The organism is Allokutzneria multivorans, from assembly GCF_039537405.1.
GTDB lineage: Bacteria > Actinomycetota > Actinomycetes > Mycobacteriales > Pseudonocardiaceae > Allokutzneria > Allokutzneria multivorans.
Genome location: NZ_BAABAL010000016.1, coordinates 93,393 through 117,476 on the forward strand (window position 1 = coordinate 93,393; position 24,084 = coordinate 117,476).

2 protein-coding genes (1 of these 2 cut by a window edge) are annotated in these 24,084 nt (G+C 70.7%); both read right to left on the minus strand.

The genetic code is table 11. The features are described 5' to 3' along the window. Positions 1 to 1,032 carry an outer membrane protein assembly factor BamB family protein gene (locus tag ABD798_RS19850; RefSeq protein WP_344876934.1) on the minus strand — a complete coding sequence of 344 codons (1,032 nt, stop codon included), beginning with the start codon at positions 1,030 to 1,032 and terminating at the stop codon, positions 1 to 3. Then, on the minus strand, positions 1,025 to 24,084 hold the 3' portion of the coding sequence (locus tag ABD798_RS19855) for a WXG100-like domain-containing protein (RefSeq protein ID WP_344876936.1). The gene runs 53,155 nt beyond the window's last position; the window shows 23,060 of its 76,215 coding nt (coding positions 53,156-76,215); its start codon lies off the right edge, out of view; it ends in the stop codon at positions 1,025 to 1,027. Before ABD798_RS19855 ends, ABD798_RS19850 begins: the two co-directional genes overlap by 8 nt.

Genomic DNA, 24,084 nt, shown 5'->3' on the forward strand with positions numbered 1-24,084 from the left:
TCAGGGGCGCACGGCGAGGAGGGTGCCGTGCGTCCCGACGTAGAGGGTTCCGTCGGCGTCCAGGACGGGCGAGTAGGCGATTGTCTCCGGCAGCGTCCACAGCCAGCGCCGTTGCCCGTCTGGGTCGAGGCACAGCACGAAGTCGGCCTCCTTCTCGGCGCGGCGGTGGGACAGTTCCGGCCGCGGGCGGCCGATGACGAACAGGTGGCCGTCCGGGGCGGCCAGCACCAGGTCCGGCTTGGCGGGGACCTCGCTCTTCCACCGCACCTCGCCGGGCAGGCCGACCGACATCACCGTGTGACTGCGGGTGAACGGCAGCGGCGACTCGGTGGGGCCCTGTGCGACGAACCGGTCGGCGGTCTCGGGCAGTGCGGTGATCGGCTGGTGCGGTGTCCAACGGGAGGACACGCGCTCGGTCGTGCCGTCACCGGGGTCGACCGCGTACAGGCCGGAACCGATCTCCTCCAGAAACTCGACCAGCAACCTGCCGTCGCGCAGGACGGTGACCGGCTCGCGCACTCCGCGCCCGGGCCCCTTGGCCACCCAGCGGGTCCCGCCGTCGCCGTCGAGCGCGTGGACGCCGTCCTTGCCGGGGACGACGACGAGCTCGCCCGTCACGACCGGGGGGAAGAAGCTGCGGGCCGTGAGCGCGGCGCTCCAGAGCTGTGCGCCCTCCAGCGAGGTCTTGGCCACCGCGGGCGAGGAGTCCACGGTGAGGAGGTTGCCGTGCGGCGCCAGGCTGACCGCGATGACGCCCTTGGCGGCCCAGCGCCGCACCTCCGCGCCGGTGTCGGCGGCCCGCACCACGAGGTCGTCGTTCTCCGGGCGCACGAGCAGTCCACCAGGGACGGCGAGGGGCGCTCGCACCGGACCCGCCCCGGTCTCCACCGACCAGAGCTGCCGCCCCGAGCCGTCGAACGCGGTGAGGCGCCCGGCGGTGGCCACGGCGCATCCGCCCGGCACGGCCGCGAGCTGACCACCGGGAGCCTCCGGCAGCGCGACCGTCCACACGACGGACATCTGGTCACTCATCGAAACCCTCCACGCCGGTTCGGTCCACGAGGCCCAGCATCTCGTAGATGTCGTTGACGATCTCAGAGGCCTTGGCGTAGTCGCTCGGCGAGATCGCGCCTGATCGTTCCCACCTGGCCAGCGTCGTCAGTTCGTGCAGCGACAGCAGCAGGAGCTGGTAGGTCACCCGTTCCTGCGTCAGCATCCCCGGCCACGTCTGGTTGTAGCCGTCGACGAAGGCTTGGACGACCCGGTGCATGCTCGCCCGGTCCCCGCCCATCTCCCAGTAGACGCTGTCGATGAAGAAGTCCGCGTCGTAGAGCGGGTCGCCGTGTTCGGTCAGGACGATCGCGTTAATGCCGGGAGCCACCGGCGCGCGTGACGGGACAGTCCCGTCGCGCAGGGACTTGGCCATCATCCCGAGGTCGATGAGCCGCGCGTTCTCGACGAGGTCCACCATGATGTTCTTCAGGAGCATGTCGTTGTGGGTCAGCGTGACGAAGCCGCTGTCCGTGCTGCCCAGGGCCGCTTCCCGCGCGGCGAGCGCGTCCTCGATGGCGAGGCGGCGCTCGTTGAAGCCGATCGCGTCGAGGAAGGGCTGCCCGGCCTCGAGCAAGGTGCCCAACAGCCCCATCGCCCTCTGCTCGGGCGGCAGTTCGAAGCGCTCCGTGGTCCGCCCGGTCATGTTCAGGCGGTGGACATCGGCGATCTGCTCGCCCACCTGCGTGCTCGTGCGGGCGACCGCACCCAGCACCGCCTCCCGCGCCTCGGGGTCGTTCTCCGCGCGCACCGAGCGGGCGAAGTCCGAGAAGCTCCGCCCCCCGGGCACGAACGGGAAGACCGAGATCGCGTTCACCGTCTCGGCCGTGCGGCCGCCGAAGATCCCGGAGTCCAGCGGTGCCACCACGGTGCCGGACTTGCCGGTGCGCCTTTCCCCCTCGTCGACCGCCGCGTAGCCCTGGAGCTCGCTGATGTAGCCGATCGTCCCCGCGAACGTGCTCTCCCAGCCGTTGAACAGCTTGACGAACGCGACCGGCTCGTCGGTGGTGGTGTCGATCGCCATGAAGCTGTTGACGGCCCGGATGTCGGTGAACCTCAGGTTCTCCAGATCGGTGCGGCCCAGCGCTGCGGCGACGAACCCGGCGACCACCTCGCGCGCCGGGTGATCCCGTCCCTCCAGGATCTCGGTCACCGCGCGCCCGTCCAGGTCGCCGAGCACGCGCGGCGCGTTGTCCACGAACCGTTGCACCGCAACGTGGTTGGCGGCCGGTTCACCGTCGTCGGTGCTCGGCTCCAGCCGCGTGGCCGCCGCCGTCGAGAGCGCGGTCTCCATCCGGACGACGGGGATGATCGGGGCGGCCATGCCCAGCAGGTTCCGGAGGTTGGTCAGCGCCTCGTGCGCCTGCACCATCTCCTCGGCCTTGAGGCCCTCCTCCGAGTACTTGGTCCCGAATTCCTTGAGGTCCTTGACGACGAGCTTCATCAACAGGTAAGCGGTCCGGCGCTGAGTGATCACGTCGGGCATCACGGAGGAGTAGCCGTCGGTGAAGGCCGCGATGAGTTCCATCAGGGTGGCCCAGTCGCCCTTCATCTCCTGGTAGGTGCTGGCGACGAGGTGGTCGAAGTCGGCGAGCGGGTCGCCGTAGTCGGCCATGATGACCATGGCAACGTCGTCGCGGGACTCCAGCAGGCGCGGCATCGGGCTCCTGATCGGCCTGCCGTCCGGTCCGGTGGAGTCGGTCAGCAGCTCCGGGTCGAGCAGCCAGAGCTGGCCGGTGCTGCTGAACACCGCGTTGTCGATGTGAAGGTCGTTGTGCGTCTGGACGACCAGGCCGCTGTCGAGGTCTCCCAGCTCCAGCTCGGCCGCGAGCAGGGCGTCCTCGATCGCCGTCAGATCCTGGGTGAGCCCGATCTCGCTCGCGAAGTGGCTGTGCTCGCCCAGCCTCCGCAGCTGGGCCGAGGCCAGCCTGTCCGCCGGGAGCTGGAAGCGCTCCGGCGTCTGCGAGTCGTCCTGGGTGAACCCGTGCAGGTAGCCGGTGACCACACCTGCCTGGCGGTAGACACCGAGCAGGGTGTCGCGGTCGGCCGGATCGGACAGGTTCGCCGTGGCCAGCACCGTGCTCAGCGGCAGGGCTCCCGGGACGTACCGCGAGACGCTGATGCCCCGCGTCCCCGGGTCGCCGGGCGCGCCGAGGAGCCCGGTGTCCAGCGGCGTCAGCATGGGCAGGGGCCGGCCGATCTTCTGGTTGATCCGGTCGATGACGCCGAACGCCCGCACTTCTCGGAGGTATCTGCCCAGCAGCGCGCGCGGGTCGTCGAACCAGAACTCGGAGATCTTCACGACCGCGATCGGTTCCGCCCCCGGTGCCCCGCGCTCGTCGACGGGCAGGTCCCACACCATGTAGACGTCCTTCCCGCCGTAACGCTGGAAGTCGAGCCCGTCCGCGTCGGAGCGGCTCAAGGCGTCCGCGACGAAACGCGCGACGGCCGGGCGGTGCGCGTGCTCCGGATCATCCAGAGCCCACACCACATCCTTGGCTCTCAGACCCGGTAGCACACGTGGTGCGGTGTCGCCGAAGCGCTGGATCGCGTCGAGGTTGCTCGCGGGCTCCTTCATCTCGATCTTCGGTTCCAGCGGTGCGGCCAGCGCCAGCTGCGTCGACCGCAGGACCCTGCGCTCACCCTCGCCGCGCAGGTCGAGCAGATCCCGGAGGGCGTTCACCAGCTCAGTGACCTCGGCCAGCTGTGCCGTGCCGGGCCGGACCCGGTCAGCGATCATCTCGAGTTCGGCGACGGCCAGCCGCACCATCAGGTAGGTGGCGCGCTCCCGCACGAGTGCCGCGGGCAGCACCGATTCGTAACCGGTGAGGAAACGGTCGACGACCTGCCTGATCGCGCGCCAGTCGTTGCCCATCTCCTGGTGGGCGACGGTGATGACCATGTCTATGTCGGTCAGCGGGTCGCCGTACTCGGTAAGGAAGAAGGCGTCGTCGACGACGTCCGGGTGGATCGAGATGGTGGGCACCGGGGTTCTGACGGGCTTGCCGTCGGCACCGAGGGAGTCCGACATCCGCTCCAGCGAGGTGAGCACCACATCGCCGTCCTGGCCGACGAGGACGCTGTCCGCGCGCAGGGCGCTGTGGGTCATCGCGACCCGCCCGCTGTCGAGGCGGTGCAGGGAGTTCTCCATGGCGCGGATCGCCTCTTCGACGGCCGTGCCGTGCTCAGCGAGACCGCTACCGGCGAGAAGGGGATCGCTCTGTTCCGTCAGCTGCCCGAATCGACCGGACACTTGCTGATCCGCGGAGAGCAGGACGGGCGCCGGGGTCTGCCGCTGGTCCTCGGTCAGGGCGTGCACTCCGGCGATGCGCTCACCGAGCCGCTGCGCGACGTGGCCGAGTCGTGCGTCCGCAGTCTTCTTCTCCTGTGCGGTCGAGGCGTTGGCCACCGCCTCGTAGAGCTGCTGCATGGTCTGTTCGCCGGCACCGACGGCGGAGATGGTCAGCCCGGTCACCACCGGATCTCCGGGTGTGCCGATGATCCCGCCGTCCAAGGGCGCGACAACGGGGACGCTCTGCCCGGCTTGACGCGCGTGCTCGGTCAGCGCGGCGAAGGACTTCATCTCCCGCAGGTAGCCGTTCACCGCGTCGGGTTTGCCGCCCGGGGCGAAGTACAGCTTGACGATGGCGATCGGCTGCCCGGTCGTCGTGTCGACGACGTGGAAGGCGCGCCCGAAGTCGATGCGGCGCAGCTCCAGGTTCTCGCTGTCGGAACGCCCCAGCGCCTTGAGGACCAGCTCGTCGACCGCCGGGCGCCCGGGGTGCGTGGCATCGGAGAGCGCGGCCTGCACCTCGGGGACCGTCATGCCCGCCAGCACCCTCGGCGCGCTCTCGGTGAACGCCCGGATCGCCTCGTCGTTGGCCGAGGGCTCTCCCTCGTAGCCCATCGGCTCCAGCGGTGTGGCCAGCGCCAGTTCCGTGGTCTCGCGCACCCGCGTCGGGCCGTCCTGCGCAGGGCTGGCCGGTGCCGGGCTCGTTCCGGTGTTGGCCACGCCCAGCATGCCGAGGAGGTTGGTCAGCATCTCGTTGGCGTCGACGAGGTTCTGCGGCGTCGCCCGTCCCGCCGCGACCTCCCCGGCCGTCCACGTCAGGTGGCCGAGCACCAGCAGCGACAGGTGGTGCTCGATGCGTTCCCTGGTCACCACACCCGGGAAGACCGAGTCGTAGCCGAGCACGAAGCTGTCGATCACCCGCAGCATCGTCGGCCAGTCGCGGTGGAGCTGGGTGAAGACGCCCCACACGAACTTGTCGACGTCGAAGAGCGGGTCGCCCGCGTGGGCCATGATCGGCCGCCGGTCCTGGTCCTCGGCCACGCTCACCAGGGCACGAGTGGGATGGCCGCCCGAGAGCATGGACGCCGCCATCAGCTCCAGGTCGATGATGTGGAGTTCACCGTCGGAGTCAACGAGCAGGTTGTCCGGGTGGTAGTCGTTGTGGGTCAACGAGACGACGAGGCTGTCCGTGCTTCCCAGCGCCTGCTCCTGAGCGACGATCGCCCGACCCAGCGCGTCAGTGTGCTCGGTGAGCCCGATGCTGTCGGCGAACGCGCGCTCGCCCGCCAGCTCTCGCAGGACGTTCGATGCCCGGTTCTGCTCCGCGATGCTGAACGGCTCACCGCTCCACTGCTCGGCGCGGGAGGCGAGGTGCAGCCTCGCGGCGTGCTCGCCCGCCTTGCCGCTGGCGGCGAGGAAGGCGTCCACGGCTGCTTGGCGCTCGGTGGCGTCGCCGGCGTCGCCGGCGTCGACGATCGCCCGGCTCAGCGCACCGAGCGCGCGGGCGCCCCTCGGGACGGGGGAGACGATGAACCCGGCCATCTCCGTGTCCGGGTCTCCGATCAGACCCGCTTCGATCGGGCGGACGAGCGGGATGCGGTTGCCGCGCAACTGGTCCACCGCTCCGAGCGCGTGCATGTCCCTCATGAACCGGCCCACCGACGCCACGTCGTCGCCTCGGCCGACGTACGCCTTGACCACGGCGAGCGGTTCGCCGGTGGCCCGGTCGACGGCGAGGCGGATACCGGGCTTGTCGACGAGGTGCCTGAACTCGACGCTGGTGACGTCGGAGCGGCCGAGCGACCGCGCGACGAGTTCGGCGACGGCGCCGCTGTGCGGGCTGCCGTCCACCTCCAGACCGTCCTGCACCTGGGCGACGCTCAGCCCGGCGAGCAGGTGCGGCGCCGATTCGGTGAACCGCTGGATCGACTCCCAGTTCTGCTCGGGTTCCTCGTGCATGACCGCCGACAGCAGCGTCGGCGCGTTCAGCGCGAGCGCGATGGAACGCTCGACGCGCGCGGCGGGCGTGTCGTGCGCACCTGCCGTCTGCGCCTCGACGACCGTCGCAACGGTGCCCGGGGCTTGGCGCCCGAGCGCGGAGGACTCCACGTTCCCGGTGGCGGTGTCCTCGGTGACTCCCAGCAGTTGGCGCAGGTTGGCCAGCGCGGACTCCGCCGCCGCGACCTGGTGGGGCAGGGACGCGACGGCCTCGGACAGTTCGCTGATCTTGGCGAGCTTGCCGACCAGCAGCAGCGACAGCAGGTACCTGGCGCGGTCCTGGGTCACCACGCCGGGCATGATCGAGTTGTAGCCCTCGACGTAGCCGGTGACCGCCTCCACCACCGCGTCCCAGTTCTGCGGGAACTTCTTGAACACGTCGGTGACGAAGACGTCGAAGTCGACGAGCGGGTCGCCCTGCTGGGCCAGGACGGGGTTCACCCGGTGGTCGCCCGAGACCTGCGGGGTCCTGGTGGGGCGGCCGTCAGGGCCGACGGACTCCGCCATCAGCTCCAGGTCGACGACGTGCTGCGTGCCGTCGGGGGCGATGAGGATGTTGGTGAGGTGGTAGTCGTTGTCGGTCACCGCCACCAGGCCGCTGTCGAAGCCGCCCAGCACTCGCTCGCCCGCCACCAGCACCCGCTCCAGCCCGGCGATGTGCCGGTCGAGGCCGATCGACTCGGCGAAGCGGGTGTTGCCGCGCAGCTCACGCAGCACGCTGGAGGCGAGGTGCTCCTCTGGCGGCTGGAAGGGCTCAGGGCTCTGCTGGTCGTCGAGCGTCGCCTGGTGCAGCCGCGCTGCTTCGGCACCGGCCTGGTGGCTCGCGCTCCGCCAGGCGTGCACGGCGTCCTTCCGCGCGTCCTCGTCAGCGGCGTCGCGCACCGCGCTGCCCAGCTGCTCCAGCGTTCGCACACCCGGGATGACGGGGGAGACGATCAAGCCCGCCTGCGCTCCTCCCGCAACGCCGACGAGTCCGGCCTCGACCGGGGTCACGACGGTGATCGGGTCACCGGCCCGGCCGACGGTCGCGAAGGACTGCATTTCCCGGATGAACCGGCCGGTGCCCAGCGACCCCTGCTCGTTGTACAGCTTGAGGACCGCGAGCCGCTGCCCGCTCGTCGCGTCGACGACGAACCGGACGTCGCCCTTGATCAGCTCGAAGGCCAGGTTCTGCGGATCAGGCCTGCCGAGCGCCGCCGCCACCAGCGCGGCGACCGCGGGCCGGTGCTGGTGGGTGTCGAGCACCAGCGCGTTCACCACGTCCTGCGGGCTCAGCCCGTCGAGCAGCCGGGGGGCCCTTCCGGAGAACTCCTGGATCGAAGCCTCGTTCAGCGGGTTCTCGACGACCTCGTTCAGCCGGTTCCCGGCGGTCGGCGGCAACGGGTGCATCGGCGTCGCCGACGCCAGCGCCATCGTCTCCGCGACGCGCTCGGCCGGGGTGGGCCGTGCCCGCTCACCGCCCTGTTCCCACGCCCGCCCGGTGATCCGGCCGGTGTCCTTGATCTCCTTGACGCGGTTCACGAGCCCGTCGTTGGCGGCTCGGTCGGTGATGCCCAGTCGCCGCACCCGCTGTTCGTCGAGCCCGGCCACGGCCGCGAGGGTGTCCTCGCTCAGCCCGCGACCTGTCCTCTCCTGCACCTGCAACCAGGCGCCGACGACGTCGGAGCGCACGAGGGCGAAGGGCTGCAGCAGCTCGCGGGCTCCGGGCCAGGAGTCCAGGTTTCCGCTCAGCAGCGCACGACCGATCCTGCTGACCTGCTGGTCCTGCGGGCGCCTGCCCATGACCCCCGCGAGGTAGTCCAGCGCCGCGGTCCGCTCCAGGTCGATCAGCGCGTAGTCGCTGTGGAGGTCGCGCACCCTGCCTGCCGTGGGGTCGATCAGCTGCACCACGCCGGGGCCCTCCGGCCCGTCCCACCGCATGGTGGTCGGGACCAGGTAGCCCCAGCCGAGCTGCTCGGCGAGTTCGGCGTACGCGACCTCCTTCGCCGCCTCGCTGTTCTCCCACGTGCCGTTGGCCGCCGGGCGGTACATCGCCTGGGTGCCGTCGGTGAAGGTGATCAGGTAGGTGTCGACGCCGGAGCGCTCGATGCTCTGGATCTCCCGCGCCAGCTTCTGCCCGAGCTCCAGCCTCCTGGTGCCGAGGTCCTTGACCTGGGGCTCGGCGAGCCGCTGGACCGGTTCGACGGTTGTCGGAGCCGGGCGCTCGGCGAGCGCCTGCAACCGCTTCGGCAGCTTGGTGACGATCTCGCGCGCGGCCTCGGGCGTCAGCACGGAGTTCACGTCGGCGCCGTAGGTCCACTGGACGGTGCCGCCCATGGTGCGTCCCATGGCCTGGTGCGTCCGGAAGGCCTCCGGAGCGGCGAAGCCCATGACCGGTTCCTGGTGCGCGGTGGCGTACTGCGCGAGGGCGTACTCGATGGCACCGGCGAAGCCCGGGCTCGCGGAGGAGCTGACCGCTTGCTCCCCGATGAGCAGGCGGCCCTGACCGTAGCCCTGCACGACGGGCGCGGCGGCGTGCACCCTGCCGACCGTCTGCGCCACCACGACGCCGTAGCTGCAGTTCTCCAGGACTTCGGCGATCCGGTGATCGCTCGCATCGGCCTCGGGACCGCGCAGCCGGGGAATGTCGCGGAGGAGTTCCGCCCAGCGCGGGGTGCCCTTGAAGACGATCTCGCCGACACCTCCACCGGACTGCCAGAACGCGTGAGCCTGCTGTGCGATCACCTCCAGCGCGGAGTCGCGGATCGCGGGCGGGCGCAGCGCGGCTGCCACTCCGTCGGCGAGTTCCTTGGCGTCGGAGGGCGTCCACACCGAGTTGTACGTCTGGTAGCCGCCCTGCGGGTTCGGCGCGTAGTGGTCGAGCCGTCGGCCGATGAACAGGTGCCGGGCGCGATTCGCGGGCCTGTGGTTGTCGTACACCCCGGTCCGCTGCTGGACGGCTGTGACGGCGAGCACGTGCTGCGCTGCGGCTTCCGCCTGAGGCAGCCCGTGCGCGAGCGCGCCGGAGGCGAGCACGACCAGGCCGTGTGGTGCCGCGTGCACCGTGGTCGCGGCCTGGAGGCCGTCCCTGGTGAACGCCACGATCGCGAAGCGGGCGTGGCTCATCGACTGGTTCAGCTGTTTGGCGACGGGGTCGTTGGTTGCGGCGGCCCGTTGGGTTTCCTCGAACAGCGTGGTCCAGGCGTGGGTGCCCGGCCTGACGACCTGGACGCCCCCACCGCGTTTCTGGAACTCCCTGACGTCCTCGGCGACGTAGTCGATGGCCGAGGCGGGCATGCCCCTGCCCGTGTTGCGCTCGAACGGCGTCTCGTGACCGTGCTCGTGCTCCCTGTGGAACAGGAAGGCCGCGTTCTCGGTGCCCGGGATCGGAGCCTGGTCGGGGATGTCAGCGACGCTGGCCAGCTCCGCCTCGCCACCCCGCGCCCTGATGAGCGCGGCCTCGCCCCAGGCGTGCGCGTGGTCCTCCAACACGTCCACGGACGTGTTGGCCGGGTTGCGCTCCCCGCGCAACTGCGCCGCGTGGGCGAGTTCGTGCGCGAGTACCCGGATGAGGGTGTCCATGTCGGCGAAGGCCGCAGGGGACAGCCAGATCTCGTGCCCGCCCATGGTGACGGGGGTGGCGCCGAGCGCGTTCTCCCGCCTGAACCAGTCCAGCGTCTTCCGCTTGTGGTCGGTCACCACGTTCCGGACCTTGCCCAGCTCCTCCAGGAGCCCGGCCTTTCCCGCGGCCAGCTCGATGGTCTCGCGGTCCATCGGGAGGCCTGTTTCCACCGTGGGGGAACCGTTGTCGGTTTCGGCGAAGGCCGCGGGGGAGCCGTCGGCGAGCGCGGACATCGGCTCCGCTCCCGAGGGGACGGGAGCGACGATGAGACCGGACAGCTCGCCCGCGACGCCGATCACGCCGGCCTCGACGGGGTGCACGAGGGGGAACGGGTCACCGGGGATCTGCTCGTTGAGCGCGTGGCCCTGCATCTCCCGGATGAACCGGCCGACCTGCGGGGGCCTCGCGGCGTCCCAGCTCGTGGCGAGCTTGAGCACCGCGACCGTCACACCCGTGACGAGGTCACGGACTGCGGCGACGCCCTCGGCCAGCTTGCGGAGCCCCACGTTCTGGGCGTGGTCGCCGCGGCCGAGCGCGTCCGCGACCACGCCCATGATCGCGTCGCGGTGCGGCGACGACGGGTCCTCCATCGCCCGCACCACGTCGTCGACGCTGAGCCCCGGCAGCAGGTGCGGTGCCTCAGCCGTGAAGAACGCGATCGCCTCGGCGTTGCGCGGGTCTTCGAGGTTGCCGACCATCGGGTGCAGTTCGGTCACGCGGGCCAGGTTCTTCGACACCTCGACGCGTCCCTGGGGCGTGGTGGTGTCGAGCGGGTCGAGGGTCTCGCTGGTGTCGGGGCCGAGCAGGGCGCGGATGTTGCCCATCACCCGGGCGACGGCCGCGTCCTGGCTGGCGTGGCCGTTCTCCTCGCTCTCGGCCATCCGCTCCAGGTCGAGGAACGAGAGCAGCAGGAGGGTGTGGGTGATCCGCTGCAGGGGGAGAACACCGGGCCATGCGGCCTCGTAGCCCACGACGAAGGCGTCGAGCACCCGGGTCAACGCACCCCAGTCGTCGCGCATCTCGCGGTAGAGGTTCGTGACGAACCTGTCGACGTCGACGAGGGGGTCGCCCTGCTCGCCGAGGACGACGAGTTCGTGCTCCGGGACCCCTCTGCCGGGTCGAGCGATCGAGGCCCTGCCCGGCACGCCGCCCGTGCCCAGTGAGTCCGAGACCATGTCGACGCCGTTGATGCGAACGTTGCCGTCAGCGTCGACGAGCAGGCTGCTCGGTCGCAGGTTGTTGAGGGTCAGCACCACCCGGCCGCTGTCCGCCCACATCGGGTTCAGCTCCTCGGCGCTGACCCGTGCCTCAAGGGCGGGCAGGACGCTGGTGAGGCCGTGACGCTCGAGGAACTCGGGGTGGGTCAGCAGAGCTTCGAGCACGGCTGAGGGCGTTTGGTGCTCGGAGAAGCGGAACCGCTTGGGAGCCGCAGCGGTGTCCTCGGACGCGCGGTGCAGCGTCGCGACCTGCCCACCCACCTGTCGGGCCGCGTCGACCAGGGGCGACAGGGCCTGCAGGCCCGACTGCTCGTCCTTGGCCTGCAGCACCCCCTTGAGGAGTTCGGTGAATTCCCTGCCCCCCGCGTCGGACGGGAAGACCGCGATGCCGGTCGCCGTGCGGTGGTCCGGAGAACTGAGTGAACCGACGTCGACCGGGCCGACGACCGCGAGGGGAACGCCCGAGCGCTCGGCCACCTGGGCGATCGCGGCGTAGCCCTTCATGTCGCGGAGGAAGTCGCCCGCGTTGGTGTCCGCGTCGACCTGAGTGTCGTAGAGCTTGACCACTCCGATCTCCCGCACCCCCGACGGCGTGAGGACCTGGACGGAGTAGGAGCCGTCGCCCCGGGCCCCGAAGCTCAGGTTCCGCGCGTCGTCACGGCCGAGGGCCGCGGCGACGAACTCGGCGACCTCACCCCAGAACGGGTGGTTGGCCTGCGTGACCGCTTCCCGCACGCTGCCGGCGCTCATGCCGGGGAGGACGCTCGGTGCCGCGTTCACGAACGCCCTGATCGCGTCGTGGTTGGCCTGCGGCTCGGTGCCGACCGGGCGCCGCTCCAACTCCGTCGCCAGCGCCAGCGCCAGCGTCGTCCTGACGCGCTCCGCCTGCGCCGTCAGGGGCACGGCCTGCGCCGTCTCCACCGGGCCGGGGGCGGGCTCCGCCACCTGAGCCGGGGCAGCCACCTCAGCCGGGGCAGCCACTTCCTGCGCCCTCGCTGGGAAGAGCCGTGACTTCACCTGTGAGAACCAGGATCTCGGCGGACCGTAGCCGCTGGGGCGCGGATCGCCAAAGCCGTTGTTGCGCAACACCAAGCGGCCGAAGTGCATGAACGCCGCGACCATCGCGAACGCGCAGTCGGCGCTCCACCAGAGCGGGTCGCCTCGGCGGTCCATGTTGGTCATCACGTCGCCCGGCATGTTCTCCGTGGCCACGACCCGGTGCCGCGTTTCGCGCTTCTCACCCTCGTAGCGGCTGTACTTCTCCATGAGCGCGGACAACTGCGAGAGGCCGTTGATGTCGAACGCCCTGCCGTCGGGTGTCATCACGGCGCTGTGCATCGGCTTCCAGGTGCCGTCGACGAGGGCGTCGATGGTCACGATGTCCCACCCGGTCATGTAGTTCAGCGCGCCTGCGAACCGGTGGCACTGGTGGTGCGCCAGGAACTGCGTCGCGTCCAGGTCGATCGTGTTCGCGGTGAGGAGGACCGTCGCGAGCCCGACCGATGTGGGCCTGCCCAGGCTGAAACCGATCTGCCCGGTGAAGTCGATCCGGTACGGGTCGCGCCGGGCGGCCGCCCTCTCGGGGGTGTCCAGTTCAACCTCTGGTCGGCTGTCCCGCCGCGATCCGTCGTTGGCGGCTTCTGCCAGCTGCGCGGCCTCGGTCCCCGCCTTGGTTCCGGTCTCCTTTTTGACCTGGGTCCCGGTCGTGGTGGCGCCCCACGCCCGCCCGGTGATCGTGCCGGTTTCCCGGATCTCGGCGATGCGCTCGAGGAGGAACGCGTTGGCGGCGGTGTCGTCGATGCCGAGCAGCCGCACGTCGAGCCCGTCGGTCCGCTCGATGAGCCCGGCGACGGCGGCGACGGTCTCGGGGCTGAGCGAGCGGCCGGTCCCCATCCAGGCGCTGATGACCTCGGATCGGTTGTCCGTGAAGGACACTCCCTGATGGGCGTCCCTCGGCCAGGAGTGCCTGCTGCCACGCAGCAGTGCTCGCCCGATCCCGCTGACCTGCTGGTGCTCGGAGGGCCTGCTCATGATCCCGGCGAGGTAGTCCAGCACCGCGGCCCGTTCGAGGTCGATCGGCGAGTAGGCGTGCTGGAGGTTGACGGCCTGCCTGGCGTTGCGGTCGTGCAGCGTCACGGAGCCGGGGCCGGACGGCCCGTCGGACCACTGCATGGTGGTGCCGACGAGGTAGCCCCAGCCGAGCATCTCGGCGAGTTCGGCGTAGGCGACGTCCTTGGCCGCGTCGCTGCTCTCCCACTGCGCACCGGCCACCCGGTAGGTCGCCTTGTCGTCGCTGTCGATGAAGGTGATCTCGTACGTGCCGGCGCCGGTGGGCCTGATGCCCTTGACCTTCTGCTCAAGCATCCGCGCCAGCTCTTGCCTCCGCGTCTCCAAGTCCTTGACCGGGACGTCCGTGCGCGGGCGCTGAGCCGGGGCCCTCTTCGCCTCTTCCTGGAGCGTCTTCCTCCGTGCCGGCACCTTCGCGGCGATCTCGTGCGCGGCGCGCACCGTCATCGCGGAGTTCAGCCGGCTGTCGAACAGGTACTGGGCGGCGCCGTCCACGAGGCGGCCCATGCTCCGGTGCGTCTGGACGTTGTCCTGGTCGGCGAAGCTCCCGATGCCCAGGTGCTGCTCACCGTGCGTCTGGGTCTGCGCCTCGGCGATGACGTAGCGCGCCAGCGCGAGCTCGATGGCGCCGGCGGCACCTGGCAGCGCGGACGTCGAGTTGACCAGCCGTCCGCCGACGCGCAGGTAGGTCTTCCACTCGCCGTTCGGGGCCTGGACGTGCGCCTGGTTGACCGGGGCGACGGCGCGGATCTGGCCCATCACGTGGACGACGACGACGCCGTCGTTCCTGGCGTTGAGCACAGCGGCGATGTCGTGATCGGCCTTGTCGCCGTTGTTCAGGCGTTCCAGGTCGCGGACCAGTTCGGGCCAGCGGCTGTCGCCCTTCATGATGACCTCGGCGACACCGCCCGCGTCGTGGACCTCGTTGGCCTGGCCGGCGATCACGTCGATCGCCTTCCCCGGGACCACCGTGTTCAGCTCGGCGTCCACTCGGTCGGCGAGTTCACGCGCGTCCGCCGCGGTCCACACCGAGTTGTGCGCGTGCGCCCACGGGAGGCCCGCCGCCGCGTGCTGGTCGAGCCTGCGGCCGATGAACAGGTGCCGCGAGGTGGGCGAGGTCGGCGTGCCGTGCCGGTCGAGCACCGGTGCGCCGCGTTCCTTCGCGATCTGCGCCAGCAGGTGCTGCGCGGCGATGTCCGCCTGCGGCAGACCGTTCGCGAGAACACCGGAGGCGAGCACGATGAAGCCGCTCCGCGTGTCCTGCACCAGCGTTACCGCCTGGAGGTCGTTCGAGGTGGTGGCCACGATCGCGAAGTTGGCTTGGCCCAGCTTCTGCTGGAGCTCTGTGGCGACGCGGTCACCCGCCTGCTGGCCGCGTCCGGTGTCCTGGATCAGGCGCTGCCATCCCGAGCTGCCGGGCTGGATCACCTCAACGCGGCCCTGAAGAGTCCCCAGGAACTCCCTGACGTCGTTCACCACGTGGTCGACGGCCGCGTCGGGCACGCCTCTGCCCACGTTGCGCTCGAACGGAGCCCCGTGCCCGTGCTCCTTGTGGAACAGGAAGGACATGTTCTCGGTACCGGAGCGCGGCGGTAGCCAGGCGATGTTCGCCGCGTCGACGTAGGCCGCCTCGTGGTCGCCGTTCAACCTCGCCAGAGCGACGGCCGCCCAGGCGTGGGCGTGCTCTTCGAGTGCGTCCACCGAGATGGTGGCAGGGGTGTGACCTGCGCGTAGTTGCTCGACGTGGGCGAGTTCGTGCGCGAGCACCCGCATGAGGGTCTCGATGTCGGCGAAGGCGGCGGGCGCGAGCCAGATCTCGTGGTTCTCGTCCTTGACGGGGGTTGCGCCGAGGGCGTTCTCTCGTCTGAACCACTCCAGCGTCTTCTGTTCGTGGTCGAGTACGACGTTGACCGCGAGCAGTTTGTCGAGGAGCCCGGCCTTACTGGCGGCGTGCCAGACGGAGTCGAGGTTCACTGGGAGGCCGGGGTCTGCTGTGGCGGAGCCTTCGGATTCCCACTGGACCCAGGCGTGGTTGTAGAGCTGGGACAGGTTGACCCGGCTCCTGATGATCCGGCCCCACGCCTGGCCGGTGATCCGGCCTTCGCGCTGCATCTCCAGCAGACGCTCGACCGCGCCCTGGATCTCGTACTCGCCGACACCTGCCGATCGGAGGGCGGCGGCGAGCTTGTCCGGGGCCATCTCGCGCAGTTCTCGCGCGACCTGTGCGTCGAACGGCTTGTTGAGGTGCTCCGACACGAAGTCGGAGTTGATGGCGACCGTGCCGGACTCCACCTGTTCGCGCGTCGGCAGGATGTCCGCGTCGCCGTGCAGCACGAGGTTGCCCGCGAAGTCGGTGCCCCACGCGCCGTGCGCTCGGTTGTCACCGGTCTTGGCCAGCAGGTAGTGCATCGCCGCGGCGCGCTGGCCGTCCACGGAACGCTGAACGGCGGATGACACGCCCCACGTGAAGCCCGGCACGTGCTGGAGCACGACACCGCGGCCCTCGGGCCCTTCCCACGCCACTGTGGCTGTGCCGATGTGCGGCCAGCCGACGGCGACCAGTGCCCGCCACTCCGCGAGCAGGCGCTTGGTCGCGCTGTCCGGGTCAGCGGGGTCGAGCGTCATCTCGCCTTGCGGGACGAGCACGCCGAACAGATCGTCCTCCGGGCCGACCCGGTGCTGGCCGTACGGGGAGAGTTCCGACAGCAAGTCCTCGTCCCGCCACACCGTGGCCTCGGGGGAGGCCAGGTCCGCCGCGAGGTCGGTCTCGGACTCGTCCACTTCGTGTTCGGAGGCCGCCGCGGACGGGCTTGCCGGGGTGATCACGGTGAGGTCGGCGGGGGAGCCTTCGGCGAGCTCGAGCACCGGCTCCGCTCCCGAGGGGAGGACGGCGACGATGAGCCCGGACAGCTCGCCCGCGCCGATCACCCCGGCCTCGACGGGGTGCACGAGGGGGAACGGGTCACCGGGGATCTGCTCGTTGAGCGCGTGGCCCTGCATCTCCCGGATGAACCGGCCGATCTGCGGGGGCCCCGCCGGGTCCCAGCTCACGGAGAGCTTGAGCACTGCGATCGGCTCGCTGGTGCCGAGGTCGCGGACCTCGGCGATGCCCTTGCTCACCTCCCAGAAACCCAGGTTCTCGGTGTCTGTACGGCCGAGAGCCTCGGCGACCACGCCCATGACCGCGTCGCGGTGCGGCGAGGACGGATCCTCCATCGCCTCCACGACGTTCTCGACGCTGAGCCCCGGCAACAGGTGCGGCGCCACAGCAGCGAAGAACGCGATCGCCCCGGCGTTGCGGGGGTCCTCCACCTTGTCGACCATCGGGTGCAGTTCGGTAGCCCGGGCAAGGTTCTTCACCGCCTCGACGCGGCCCCGGGGCGTGGTGTCGGGGCCGAGCAGGGAACGGATGTTGTCCAGCAGCCGCGCGACTCTCGCGTCCTGGCCGTCGTGACCGTTCCGCGCGCCCTCGGCGATTTCCTCCAGATCGCGGAACATGAGCAGCAGGAGGGTGTGGGTGACCCGGTGTCTGATCGACACGCCCGGCCACGCGGCCTCGTAGCCCACGACGAAGGCCTCAAGCACCTCGGTCAGCGCGCTCCAGTCGTCGCCCATCTCCAGGTGCAGGGTCGAGACGAACGTGTCGACGTCGGAGAAGGGGTCGCCCCGGTCGGTGAGGACGACGAGCTCGTACACCGGGAGCTCGCCCTCGGGGGGCGCGATCGGAGTCCTGACCGGCAGACCTCCGGCGCCCAGGGAGTCCGCCACGTACGCGACGTTGGTGAAGCGCACGTTGCCGTCGCCGTCGACGAGCAGGCTGTGGGGGCGCAGGTTGTTGTGGGTCAGCACGACCCGACCGCTGTCCGTCCGCTCCGGGTCCAGTTCCGCGGCGATGACCCGTGCCTCGAAGGCGTCGAAGCCCTCGGCGAGGCCGTGGCGCTCGAGGAACTCGGGGTAGTCCGTCAGCACTGCCAGCACGCCCGAGGGCATCTGGTCGTTGTCGATGGAGAACGGCTCGGGAACCGCCTCGGTGTCCTCAGACGCGCGGTGCAGCATCGCGGCGTGCTCACCCACCTGTCCCGCCGCCTTGACCAGGGTTGACAGGGCTCGTTGGCGTGACTGCTCGTCCTTGGCGGAGCGCACCTCGTTGAGGAGGTCGTCGACGTTCCTGGATCCCGCGCTGGACGGGAAGACCGCGATGCCCATCGCGGTGCCGTCATCGAGATCGAGGGAGCCGACATCGACCGGGCCGTCGATCGCGAGGGCCACGCCGGAGCGCCGGGACGCCTGATCGATCGCGGCGTAACCCTTCATGTCGCGGAGGTAGTCGCTCGCTTGGGCGTCCGCGTCGCCCCGAGCGTCGTAGAGCTTGACCACTCCGATCTCCCGCACGCCCGACAGCGTGAGTGCGAGGACGGGATAGACACCGTCGTCGTTCCGTTGCCCGAAGCTCAGGCTCCGCGCGTCGTCGTGGCCGAGGGCCGCGGCGACGAACGCGGCAACCTTCGGCCGGTCCAGGTGGTCGACGTCCTCGATCGCCTTCTTGACGTCGGCGGCGCTCATGCTGGGAAGGACGCGCGGTGTCGCGTCCACGAACGCCTTGATCTTCTCGCGGTTGGGCTCCGGCTCGCCGTGGTCCGTGTGCCGCTCCAACTCCGTCGCCGACGCCAGCTCCAACGTCGCCTCGACGCGTCGTTCAGGGGTGGCGTGCCGCGGATCGACGGGAACAGCGCTCTCCGCCCACGCCTGCCCGGTGATCGTGCCTGTCTTCCGGACCTCGGTGATGCGCTCGACGAGCCAGTCACCGGCGGCGGTGTCGCCGATGCCGAGCAGGCGCACGTGGGCCATGGTGAGTCCGGCGACGGCGGCGACGGTCTCAGCGCTCAGCGGGAGACCGGCCTCCTGCCAGGCGCGGATGACGTCGGAGCGGTTGTCCTCGAAGGACTGACCGCGGTGGCCGGTACCGGGCCAAGAGTCCTCGCTGCCGCGCAACAGCGCCCGTCCGGCCCCGCTGACCTGCTGGTGCTCGGCGGGCCTGCTCATCATCCCGGCGAGGTAGTCCAGCACCGCGGCCCGTTCGAGGTCGATCGGGGAGTAGGAGTTCGCGGGGGTGCCTGCCTCGGTGGCGTCGCGGTCCAGCAGCAGCACCGAACCCGGCCCGTGCGGTCCGTCCGTCCAGTGGATGGTGGTGCCGACGAGGTAGCTCCAGCCGAGAACCTCCGCGAGACGGGCGAAGGCGATGTCCTTGGCCGCCGCGTCGTTCTCCCACGTGCTGTCGCGCAAGGGCGCCGGTCGGTAGAGCGCCTGGCTGCCATCGGTGAAGGTGATCTCGTACGTGCCGTCTCCGATGTGACTGACGTTCGCGACCTCCCCGGCCAGCTTCCGCTTCAGCTCCTCCGTCTCCGCGCGGACGTCCTTGGCCGGGACGGCGGTGAGCAGGCGCTGGACCTGCTCGGTGACGGCGTCCTCGATCGCCTGCATCCGCGCAGGAACCTTCGCGACGATCTCGCGCGCGGCGCCCGTCACCAGCGCGGTGTTCATCGTGCTGCCGAACACGGTTTGGATGATGTCGTCCGTGCGGCGGCCCATGCGCACGTGCGCCCAGAAGCCCTCGGCGTCAACGGAGCTCGCGGCGCCCAGGAACTCGGGCCCGTACGGCTGCCTGTTCTTCGCCCTGTCGACGACGTGGTGCGCCAGGGCGAGTTCGACAGCGCCGGTGGCGCTCGACGGCGCGGACGTCGAGGTGATCAGTTCGCCGACGATCAGGTGGTCGTAGCGGTCCTCGATCGCGGCGACGGCGTGCACCTTGCCCCGCACGCGGACGACCACGACGCCGTCGTTGTCGGCTTCGAGGACGGCGGCGATCTTGCGGTCGGCCTCGTCACCGTCGCGCAGGCGCTCCACCTCGTCGAGCAGTTCCTGCTGGCGGCCGTCATCCCTCACGACGACCTCGGCGACTCCGCCGGCGTGGTCGAAGTCGTTGGCCTGCTTGGCGATCAGCTCGACCGCCTGCTTGGAGATCGCCGCCTCCAGCTCCGCGTTGACGTCGGCGGAGAGCTGCCGGACGTCCGAGGCGGTCCACACCGAGTTGCTCTCTGGGGGAGCACCCTTGATGCCCGCCGTCGCGGCGTGGAGGTCGATCCTGCGGCCGAGGAGCCGGTGCCGCTCGGTGTCCTCGGGAGTGCGGGTGTGCAGGTCGAACACCGGAACGCCTGACTCGTCGGATTCGTCGGCGCCAGGGAACCGGGCCGCGGCGTTCGCGAGTTCGTGGTGAGCGGCGGTGTAGGCCTGCGACAGGCCGTCACCGAGAGTCCCGGCCGCGAGCACGACGAAGCCGATCTGCGTCACCCGCACGAGCGCCGCGGCCTGGATCCCTTGCGAGGTCTCTGCTACGACCGCGAAGTGGGCGTTGTTCAGCGAACCGTCCATGGTGCGGGCGTCGACGCCGTCGACGCCGTCGGCGCGCGCCGTGCCCTCCTTGATGGCGCGGACCAACTGCCGCCAGTCCGATGGGTGCCTGTCCGGGTAGATGGCATAGGCCCGGCCACCGGACTTCCGGAAGGCCCTGACCTCATCCACGATGTGGTCGATCAGCGGTTCCGGAATGCCCTGTCCCGCGTTGAACTCCGACGGAGCCCCGTGCCCGTCTTCCCGGTGGAACAGGAACGACACGTTCTCGGTGCCGGGGATCGGAGGCACCTTGGGGATGTCCCGCACGGGAGCGAACGTCGCCTCACCGCCCCGCACCTTGGTGAGCGCGGTGTCGGCCCAGCCGTGCGCGTGCTCTTCCAGCACGTCAATGGAGGTTATGCCGGGCCCGAGTTTTGCCTGGAGCTGCTCGGCGTGGGCCAGCTCGTGCGCGAGGACCCGGACAAGGGTGTCCATGTCGGCGAAGGCGGCGGGCGTCAGCCAGATCGTGCGCCCGCCCTCCTTGACGGGGGTGGCGCCGAGCGCGTTCTCCCGCCTGAACCACGCCAGGGTGTCCCGGTCGTGTTCGGTCACCACGTTGACCCTGCTCAGCTCATCGAGGAGCCCGGCCTCGTGCGCGGCCTGGCGAAGGGTCTCGTCGTTCACCGGGAGCCCGGGTTCTGCCGTCGCGGAGCCCTCGGAGATCCACTTGACCCACACGTGGTCGTAGTCCTCGGAGGCGTTCACCTTGCTCCTGATGACCCGGCCCCAAGCCTGGCCGGTGATCCGGCCTTCGCGTTGCACCTCCCGCAGGCGGTCGAGCGCGCGCTGGATCTCGTGCTCGCCGATGCCCGCCGAGCGCAGCGCCTCGGCGAGCTTGTTCGGGGCGATCTCGCGCAGCTCCCGCAGGACCTGCCCGTCGAACGGCCGGTTGAGGTGCTCCGCGACGAAGTCGGAGTCGATGCGAACGGTCCCGGACTCCACCTGTTCCTGAGTGGGCAGGATGTCCGGGTCGCCGTGCAGCACGAGGTTGCCCGCCCCGTCGGTGCCCCACGTGCCGTGCGCCCGGTGCTCCCCGGTCACTCCGAGCACGTAGTGCAGCGCAGCAGCGCGCTGGCCGTCGAGGGACCGCAGGGCCTTGCGGTTCAGACCCCGCACGAAGCCCAGGACGCGCTGGAGCACGACACCACGCCCGCGGGGACCTTCCCACGCGACGGCGGGTGGGCTGAGGTGCTGCCAGCCGAAGGCGACCAGCGTCTGCCACTGCGCGAGCAGGCGCTTGGCGGCGCTGTCGGCGCCGTCGGGCGCCTTCTCCCCGGTGGGGATGAACGCGCCGATCAGGCCCTCCTTCGGGCCGACCCGCCACTCGCCGTACTCGTGCAGCTCGGGCTCTCCGAGCCCAGCCTCGTCCCGCCACACCGTGACATCGGGGGAAGCCAACTCGACGAGGAGCGCGGCTGCCCCGGCGTCCAGCTTCCCGGAGACCGAGCTGATGGCGCCCATCATGGGCAGGCTCTCCGGGTCGATCCCGGCGAACTCGGCGGGCACGGCCGAACCCGGCAGAGCGACGGGGGTGCCGTTGGCGAACTCGATCCCGGTGACGGCCGCACCGGTGATCATGCCGGTGTCGCGCATCTCCGTCAGCCGGGCGCGCACCCCGGCGATCTCGTCCTCGCCGAGCCCGTCCCTGCGCAGCTGTTCCGCCAGGTGCTCGACGGAGACGTTCTCCAGCACGGTGCGCAGCGTCCAAGCGCTGAACCTGACGCCGACCTGGGTGGCGACGAAGTCCGAGCGGATGACCGCCTCGTCCGGGCTGGGGAACGCCGGGGAGTTGATCTTGAGCAGCGGTGCGGTGCCCGCGGCCGCGAAGAGGTCGGTCTTGTAGGTGGTGCCGTAGGTGTCCTCGTCCCGGCCGAGGTGCCCGATGGCGTAGTCGAAGATCGCCGCCAGTTCCCGGTACAGCTGGTCGTAGTCGTGGACGTCGAGGGGCCTGGGGTCCCCGTCGTCCAGCCGCTGCCGCACCACGCCGGGACCCTGCGGGCCGCGCCATGGCGTGGCCGACGGAACCATTGTCGGCATGCCCCGCCGCAAGGCCGCGTACGCGGTCAGACCGAGTTCGTCGCCGATGTGCCCAGCGGCGATGACCTCCGTGGGCGTGACGTCCTCAACGGGGGCGCCATCGAGCTCCGCCAGTCTCGGCAGGTAGTCGCCGACCGGTTTGTGCCGCCCGTCGACGCTGTGCCGCTCGTCGAGGCGGAGCCAGCCGGGCTCGTCGGAGAGCTCTCCGCCGACCGTGACCCCCGCCTCCAGCTGTTCGCGCAGCCGCAGTTCCGTCGGCCCCATCAGCTTGCTGGGATCGGAGTCCCACGCCACGTAGGAGGCGGCCGTGCCCGCGAGCAGCTCGTTCGCTTTTCCGCGCAGGTGCGCGGTGGTGAGGGCGGCCCAGTCCTGTCCCTCCGGCAGCTCCGCCAGCACGCGGTCGGCGAACTCCAGGAACTCCGCAGCGCGCGCGGCGAGTTCGCGCCTGGTCGACGGCAGCGGCCGCTCGAGTTCCGCGCCCTCGCCCTTCGCCTGGTCCAGCTGGTAGGCCATGACGTTGAGCACCGCGAGCTTGCCCGCGGTCTCGGCGTCGATGGTGGCCTTGGCCGACCACGGCAGCAGGCTCCGCAGACCCGACGGCTTCTTCTCGACGGCCAGCTTGCCCAACTGGTAGGCGTACTCGCGCACGGCGCGCTCGTGGTCCAGGCCGCTGCGGAGCTGGATGTCGGCGGCACCGCCGCTGCGGAGCCGCAGCGAGGACAGGGCGTTCTCGCTCGCCGGCTGGTGGAAGGGCTTGTCGGTGGTCAGGCGCAGCTGGGTCGATCCGAAGGTGATCTCGATCGGCTCGCCCGGCAGCTTGGTGCCGTGCTCCAGCCCCGGCACCGCGCCGGACCAGCGGAGTTCGTCGAGCGCCCGTGTCACGTCCGCGGCCGTCGGGTCGAACGGCCTGCGCCGGGCGGAGGGCTCGAAGACATCGCTCCACGCCGTGTCGCCCACGGCGGTTCTCGGGAGGGCGAACAGGTTGGTGGCCGGGTCAAGACCACGGGGCACCTCGCCCCAGATCGCCAGTTCCGCGAGGACCAGACGGGCCTGCCCGGTGAGCTGTCCGCGCTCGATCAGCGCTGTCACACCGTCCGTGCCCACCGCGTCGACGAGCGTTGAGGCGGCTGCGCGGAAGGAGATCCACAGCGGTGCGGTGCCCGGCCCGGTGACCTGGTGGAAGCCCGATCCGGTCGTGGTGATCACGTTGGCGATGGCGTTCATCCGGTAGAGCGCACCGGTCGCCTGGTTCGCGTACGGCGTCGGCCTGCCGTCGCTCATCAGCCGCGGCGGGGTCAGCGCGGGCAACCCGGCGTCGCGGCGCAGTCCGGCTTCCAGGGTCCCGATCAGCTCGGCCGCCGCGATCGTGGCGTTGACGACGCTGTGCCGCCGCGCGAGGTGCAGCACTGCGGTCGTCGTCCCGAGCGCGCTGTCGAAGACGCGCACGTGATCGATGAACTCCCCCTCCGCCACCGTCACGGCGAGGTCCATCGTCACGCCGAAGTCCCGGAAGAAGATCCTCGGCGGGCGGCCTTGGAGCTGCTCGAGGGACACCCGTGGCAGCTGACCCATCATCGAGATCAGCGCTTCCAGGTTCCCGGCTTCGGTGACGCCGCCCTCCCGGAACAGGGGAGCGTCGTCGCCGTGGTCACCGTCCGCGTGCTCCTGGGCGCCGATGACGAGGAAGCGCGCGCGCTCGGTGGTGGTGGGTGAGAGCTCCCTGAGCTGTGCGGAGTGGGCGAGTGCCTGCTCCAGCACCGCGATCAGGGTGTTCGGCGAGGCGAAGGCGGCGGGCGAGAGCCAGAGTTCCTGGCCCTTTTCTCCGGTCTCGGCGTTTTCCTGGACGACGACGGCGCCCAGCCTGTTCTCACTCGCCATCCAGGCAAGGGTCGGCGCGTCATCGATGATCACGATGTTCGGGATCGTCGCCAGCTCCGCGATGAGCTCGGCGCGTTCGGCGACCATGCGGATCTGTTCCATCCTGGCCGCGCGCATCTCCTCCCGTGCCGTTGCGTCGGCGGGGTCGGCCTCCTGCGACTGCCAGCCGCGGCCCTTCAGCAGCGCCCGCACCCCGCTGGCCATCTCCGCCGCGTCCTGTGCGGTCCACCTGGAGTTGTTGATGTCTGAGAACGGGTGCTGCTCGGCGAAGACGAACGGGCCCTCGGTCTCGCCGTGCGCTTCGATCGCCGCGCGGAAGTGGGGGTCGAGCGCTCGGGCGTCGTCGTCGAGCCTGCGCCCGAGCAGCTGGTGGTAGGACCGCGCGGCGTCGACGTGGTAGCCGCTGATCACACCGGTGTCCCGCTGCCGAGCGATGTCCGCGAGCGCGTACTGGGCGGCCGTACCCGCCCCGAGCGCGCCTCGATAGGTGTTGC

Coding starts and splice junctions, on each gene's coding strand:
- ABD798_RS19850 (WP_344876934.1), bottom strand. CDS start 1,032: ATGAGTGACCAGATGTCCGTCGTGTGGACGGTCGCGCTGCCGGAGGCT.